Origin of the sequence: Microcystis sp. M165S2 (assembly GCF_020245885.1) — a bacterium.
GTDB lineage: Bacteria > Cyanobacteriota > Cyanobacteriia > Cyanobacteriales > Microcystaceae > Microcystis.
Genome location: NZ_JADBTZ010000452.1, coordinates 1 through 5816 on the forward strand (window position 1 = coordinate 1; position 5816 = coordinate 5816).

Below are 5816 nucleotides of genomic sequence, written 5' to 3' on the forward strand. Positions count from 1 at the left end.
CGAGAATTTGAAAATAAAGAAGAACTGGAAAAAGTAGTCAATCAGCTTTTAAATGAAGGGGGATTGATTATTAAATGGAGTAGAAAGCTTAAAAATAAGGGTAATGCTGTCAATGTAACTTAAATGCGTAAAAGCTTATCAGCTTTGCAAAACAGGATTTAGGAGCAAAAATAACCTAGAAGCACTGTCCCAATAGAAAACCTAAGCCACCTAACGGTGAAGTTAGGTTTACTTTCACAACTGATATCTTTAAGAACGCTTTTCTGGGTTCTAATATGGACCGAGGAATCTCTCTCCATTGAAGTGAATCATGTGATCGGGCTGATCAGCTACCCAAACTTCTGTTTCCCAAGAAATTTCAGCAAGATAACGAGTCATTTCCCTACGACTGGGAAAAGCAGTAACAAAGACAAGACCCTTACAGCTTAATTGAAAAAGTTGCTTTAGTTCATTGTGGCGTTTCAAATTCACTGGACCATGACTCGTCACCGCTTCTATAAGGACAAGCCAATCTTGCTGTGTGTGGTACACCACAACATCAGGCATTTTTCCGTGAGGATCTAATTCGATTCCCATTTCTCGGAATCTTTGTGTTTTGTTGATTATAAATTTATCACCAGCATCGCCAATATATAGAACTACGCCCCCTGGCGTAAATCTTGGACAAAAGCTTTCTAAGATGTCTTTAATTAAAATATTTTGCCCACCTGACGAAAGCTGAATCGCCTGCCCATCGGGCAAGGTTATAGGAATCATGGACAAATTTCGATTCCTGGCTTGCAACAAATTAGTAACTGAAACCGCGTAATTTCTACGAGCTTCTTCCCACTGCTCAGAGCCATAAACTTGAAGCAGTGATAACGCTTGCCGATCAAGTTGGTAGCACCACCTAGGGCTATTAATTGGTCGATCTGGTTTGTCTGGATTCTGAACCACCAGTCCCATCTGCACAAATTGATGCATTGTCTGTTTTCGAACAGTTTCGCGTGTGTTTGGTGCATATTGTTTTCCGTAATGATCACGGAACCAATCCATCATTTCTGTAATTCCGCGTTTTGGTGCAGTAGCTTGGCTCCAGGGTTTATCAGGTTGAATATCTGCTAACGCAAGTAAGCATAGTGCAGACCTTTCATTCTGTTGCGCTCTAGGAGCAGAGATAGCCTTGAGAATTGTAAGTGCTTCTTCGATTCGTTTGTTTGCTTGAACTGCGGTGCTTGCTTCATCCATAATTGATAGAACTTCATGTACAACTTGATCGATTTCTTCTTGGTTTAAGTCATTGTCCCCAACTTGAACTCCTATTTGGATTAAGTCATTTTTACATGGATACTTAACCCTACGAAGGTCGGTAGCATTGACTTGTGTATGTCCACTAAATTGACGAAAGTAGCTATCAAATAAAGTTGAATTCAGAAATGCGGCTAACCCTTTAGCTACATCAGGAGGCATTCCTCTGCCTTTAGCATGATAATAATTAAGATGATTTTCGACACCTAGAGATTTTGAACCAATAGGAGAACACACAGCAGCAACAACACGACGCTTTTCTTCTTTGGATGAAAAACGCTTTGTTAAAACATACCAGCCAGGCTCAATTAACCATTTTTCTGTTTCGTTATTTTTTTCTACCGCAATGGGCTTGCGGGGATTATCAGGAGGAAATACTACTTTCCTTACTTTTACAGATTCTGGATAAAGTAGGGGAACAGTTCTATCACTCAAATGGTTTCTTAAAGACGATTTCAGGCGAAAATCAACAACTGGACCAGTGGAAACTTCTAAGCCTATCTCATCCAATGTACAGGGCATTTTATTCATTTGAACTCTCAAGGAATTCTTGAGAGAATTTGTAACAATATGAATAAACTGTTCAGAATCATTCGGATCAATTACTTCGTCATAGGAAGCATATCTAGATTCTGAAATCTCGTCTAATGCCATCTCAGAATTACTGGTTATTTTTACAGTGCTAGGTTTTTGTTTAGATCTTAGGGCGTGAAAAATAATATTTTCCTGTAATACCTCATCTTCTGAGAAGGTTGCTGATCTACTCTCAAATATATGGATTTTATCTAGTTTCATGTATTCTAGGAAGGCTTTTCGGAAAGGGCGAAAATACTTGCCATTGCAAAAACTTCTCGGCGTAATCGCAACCACTTCGCCATCGTCTATAAGTTGTACGATGGCAAGCCAAACAAATGCGCTGTAGAGATTTACAGTATCAATCCCAATACTTGCAAGAACTTTCTTTTCTGCTGATTGGCTGTGAATCTTCTTATAAGGTGGATTCAGAATCGCATGAGTAAAGCCTGGAACTACCTTCTTAAAGAGTGGCAAGTTCATTTCACTACTAGCTTTGATGAAATTCTCCTCCCGCAAGCAATAATCTGCTTGAATTCCTTTTCCGTTCAAAGCGGCACAGCATTCTGTGAGGGTTTGATTTAGCGAGGGGAAGAAGACTGGTTCGACTTCATATGCTGTAATGCTGCAACTACTAACCTGATCGGGGTTTGCCAGTAACCGCTCTACTACAGCAGCAGTTAAAGTTCCAATTCCAGCCCCAGCATCTAGAAGGTGAATATGACCAGACAGATTGTTGAATTGTCCTGCCATGAAACGCGCAACAGTTGCGGGGGTCAAGAACTGACCCAACTGACTACGCTGTTTCAAGTTCAATCTTGAAGAGTAGTAGACTCTGGCTATATCAGCAGAATCAGTAAGGAACGTTGCCATCTGGTCATCTAGTAGCAGTTATGAATCAATACCACAGAACTCCTTCCCAGTACACCTAACTATCAATTATACCGCTCCCTGCTGCCAACTCCGGCACTCATGGACAGTCTTAACGAGTAATTTAGAGAGTCAACCGCTTAGTGGTCTGTCAATCTTGAAATTGTGGATAGGGGAATACTGCCAAATTATCCGCTCCCAATCCCGCAAAATCATCTTAACAGACCAATAGAATCGCCCTTAATTTTTGTCAATTGTCGGACTCTAACTATATTCCTCCCCGACACTGAGATTAAAGAGCATTTGCAGGGATTGCAAACAGCGCTTACGCGCTTCGATATCCTGTTGGGCGCGCAATTGTACCATGGGTTCGTGAAGGATTTTATTAACGATACCGCGGGTCATCGCTTCGATAACTTCTTGGTGTTTTTCGGCGAATTCCGTCCCCAAACGGGAGAGGGCCTTTTCTAATTCCTGTTCGCGAATATCTTCAATTTTGCTTCTTAAACAGCTAATTGTCGGTACAGTGTCCAAAGAACGCCACCAAAGCTCGAAAGCTTCCACTTCCTGCTCTAGGAGTGCCTCTGCTTCCCTGGCCATCTGACGGCGACTTTCCTGATTGGCGGCAACCACCGCTTTGAGATCATCGACGTTAAAAGCTTGCACTTGTGCCAATTCCTTCACGTCGGTATGGACGTTGCGGGGAACGGAAATATCGATTAACATCAGGGACATAGCAGAAATCGTCACTTCTGTCAATAAAGTTTTAGTTAAAATTGGTTCCGTGGCTCCGGTGCTGGTAAAGACGATATCCGATGCCGCTACGATAGCCATCATTTCTTCTAAGCCATATAGTTGCAGCGGTAGGTGAGGAAATTCACGGGCCAACTCCTGGGCCCGTCTTTGGGAGCGATTAACGATCGCAATTTGCTGAGAACCCTTAGCCAGAAGGTGAGTAACTAATAATCGGGACATTTTCCCTGCCCCGATAATAGCGATTTTCTTGCTGCTGAGGTCTGCCACCTTAGCATGGGCTAACTCCACCGCCGCCGAACTGATCGATACGGCTCCCGTGCCGATGCTGGTTTCCGTGCGGACGCGTTTACCGGCAGTCATCGCTTGTTTAAACAGGCGATCGAGTAATTGACTAATAGTATTGTACTTCTGGGCTAATTTATGGGTATTTTTAACTTGAGCGAGAATTTGCCCTTCACCGAGGACAAGACTTTCTAAACCGGCCGACACCCGCAGCAGATGACGGACAGCATCCTGATGCAGCAGGGTAAACAGATAACGACGCAGGACATTAAGGGGAATATGCCCGATTTCAGCGAGAAACTGGGTAATTTCCACCACACCCTTTTCCGTATCCGTAACCACGGCGTAGATCTCCAAACGGTTACAGGTACTGATAATAGCCACCTCTTGGATATGGGGATAACCCTTGAGGTGGGTAAGAGCGGACTCGATTTTCGCTTCCGGGATACTCAATTTTTCGCGAATTTCCACAGGGGCTGTCTTGTGACTCAAGCCCACTACAGCAATATTCATTTATGTTCTCCTACAAATGTTGCTCAGGCTACAAAAATTATTGATAAAGATCAGTGCGTTATGTCTCTAATTGTTGCAATTTAGTCCCCATCGGGATGCAAATAAAAGATGTTTGAAAAAAAACTTTATATATTTTTACCAATGGGGGCGAGGTGAGCCATACCCACCCCACCGGGTCAGAGAATTATCTCAGTTGAATGTATTTGGGTTGGTCGAACAGGTGAACGGTATCGACAAAGCGCGCGGTTTTCGATTGGGTGGAGATAACCAAGCTTTGGGTACGAGCGCCACCATGGAAGAAGCGTACCCCTTCCATCAGGGTGCCGGGGGTGATCCCACAGGCGGCAAAGAGGACGGTTTGGCCACTGGCTAATTCTTCACAACCGTAAACGCGATCGGGATTGGTGATGCCCATTTCTTGCAGACGAGCGATATTACCCTCTCTGCTTTCGCCGATTAAACCGGTTTTGACCACTTCGGGATCATAGATTAATTGTCCCTGGAAGTGACCGCCTAGACAACGCATAGCCGCCGCCGAGATTACCCCTTCCGGAGCGGCACCGATACCCATGAGAGCATGAATATTAGTTCCCGCAAAAGCGCAGGAAATAGCTGCCGATACGTCACCATCGCTGATCAGACGAACTCTGGCCCCGGCGTTGCGGATTTCTTGGATTAATTCCTTGTGACGGGGACGATCCATAACTACTACCACCAGTTCTTCGATCGAACGATTGAGACAATCGGAAAGGACTTTCAGGTTTTCCGTCGCCGATTTATTAATATCCACATGACCTTTAGCTGCCGGGGGAGCGGCTAATTTTTTCATATAAAAGTCAGGAGCGGCGAATAACCCACCTTTTTCGGAGATCGCTAACACGGCCATAGAACCATTTTGACCGTAGGCAACCAAGTTAGTGCCTTCGCAGGGATCGACGGCGATATCGATTTCGACTAATTCGTCGGGATTACAATATTGTTTAGCATCAACTTGGGTACAGATACCCACTTCTTCGCCAATATAGAGCATGGGAGCCTCGTCTCTTTCCCCTTCTCCAATAACGATGCGACCGCGCATATGGATTTTATTCATCCGTTCGCGCATCGCTTCTACAGCGACGTGATCGGCGGTATTTTTTTCGCCTTTACCCATCCACTTCGAGGAGGCAATGGCAGCCTGTTCGACCACTTCGATAATTTCTAACCCTAGCGTACTTTCCACTCGATGATCCTCCCTACAGCTGATCTATATTTATCTAGTGAGTTTGTTTCCTTAACAGTCAAAAGTCTATCACCAGACGGGGATCATTCTTAAGTTTTTATGCAGATCATCTGGAGGAGACTGGTCTAGCTAGGGAGTTTTTGCCGGCACTGTCCCCTCCATCTCAGTTATGGATAGTTAGTAAAAGTATAGTCAAATATAGACAGACTGAATTCCATTTCAGAAATTCCCTTCACTTTTACTTCGAGAGATTGATTCTCCTTGGGTGAACTACGCACCTCTCTATCCCATAGCGGTTAAACGCATTTGGGAA

3 protein-coding genes and 1 pseudogene are annotated in these 5816 nt (G+C 44.1%); 1 reads left to right on the top strand and 3 read right to left on the bottom strand.

Annotation, left to right across the window (positions count from 1 at the left end):
* Positions 1–123: pseudogene (locus IM479_RS22175) on the top strand (IS630 family transposase); the annotation flags it as partial.
* 147 nt (positions 124–270) lie between these two features.
* Here IM479_RS22175 and IM479_RS22180 read toward each other — a convergent pair.
* The 3 genes from IM479_RS22180 to glpX all read right to left on the bottom strand — a co-directional run bounded on the left by IM479_RS22180 (position 271) and on the right by glpX (position 5503).
* Positions 271–2733 carry a BsuBI/PstI family type II restriction endonuclease gene (locus IM479_RS22180; protein ID WP_287687197.1) on the bottom strand — a complete coding sequence of 821 codons (2463 nt, stop codon included), beginning with the start codon at positions 2731–2733 and terminating at the stop codon, positions 271–273.
* Positions 2734–2994: 261 nt separating this feature from the next.
* Positions 2995–4281 (bottom strand): glutamyl-tRNA reductase, encoded by a 1287-nt coding sequence (locus IM479_RS22185; RefSeq protein WP_287673147.1) that lies wholly within the window; start codon positions 4279–4281, stop codon positions 2995–2997.
* Positions 4282–4465: 184 nt separating this feature from the next.
* A complete protein-coding gene (gene glpX / locus IM479_RS22190) occupies positions 4466–5503 on the bottom strand; it encodes a class II fructose-bisphosphatase (protein ID WP_287687199.1) in 1038 nt (345 codons plus the stop codon).
* Positions 5504–5816 lie beyond the last annotated feature (313 nt).

Bases quoted from the DNA above. Each gene is read 5' to 3' on its own strand.
- IM479_RS22180 (WP_287687197.1), bottom strand. From the start codon at position 2,733: ATGGCAACGTTCCTTACTGATTCTGCTGATATAGCCAGAGTCTACTAC.
- IM479_RS22185 (WP_287673147.1), bottom strand. From the start codon at position 4,281: ATGAATATTGCTGTAGTGGGCTTGAGTCACAAGACAGCCCCTGTGGAA.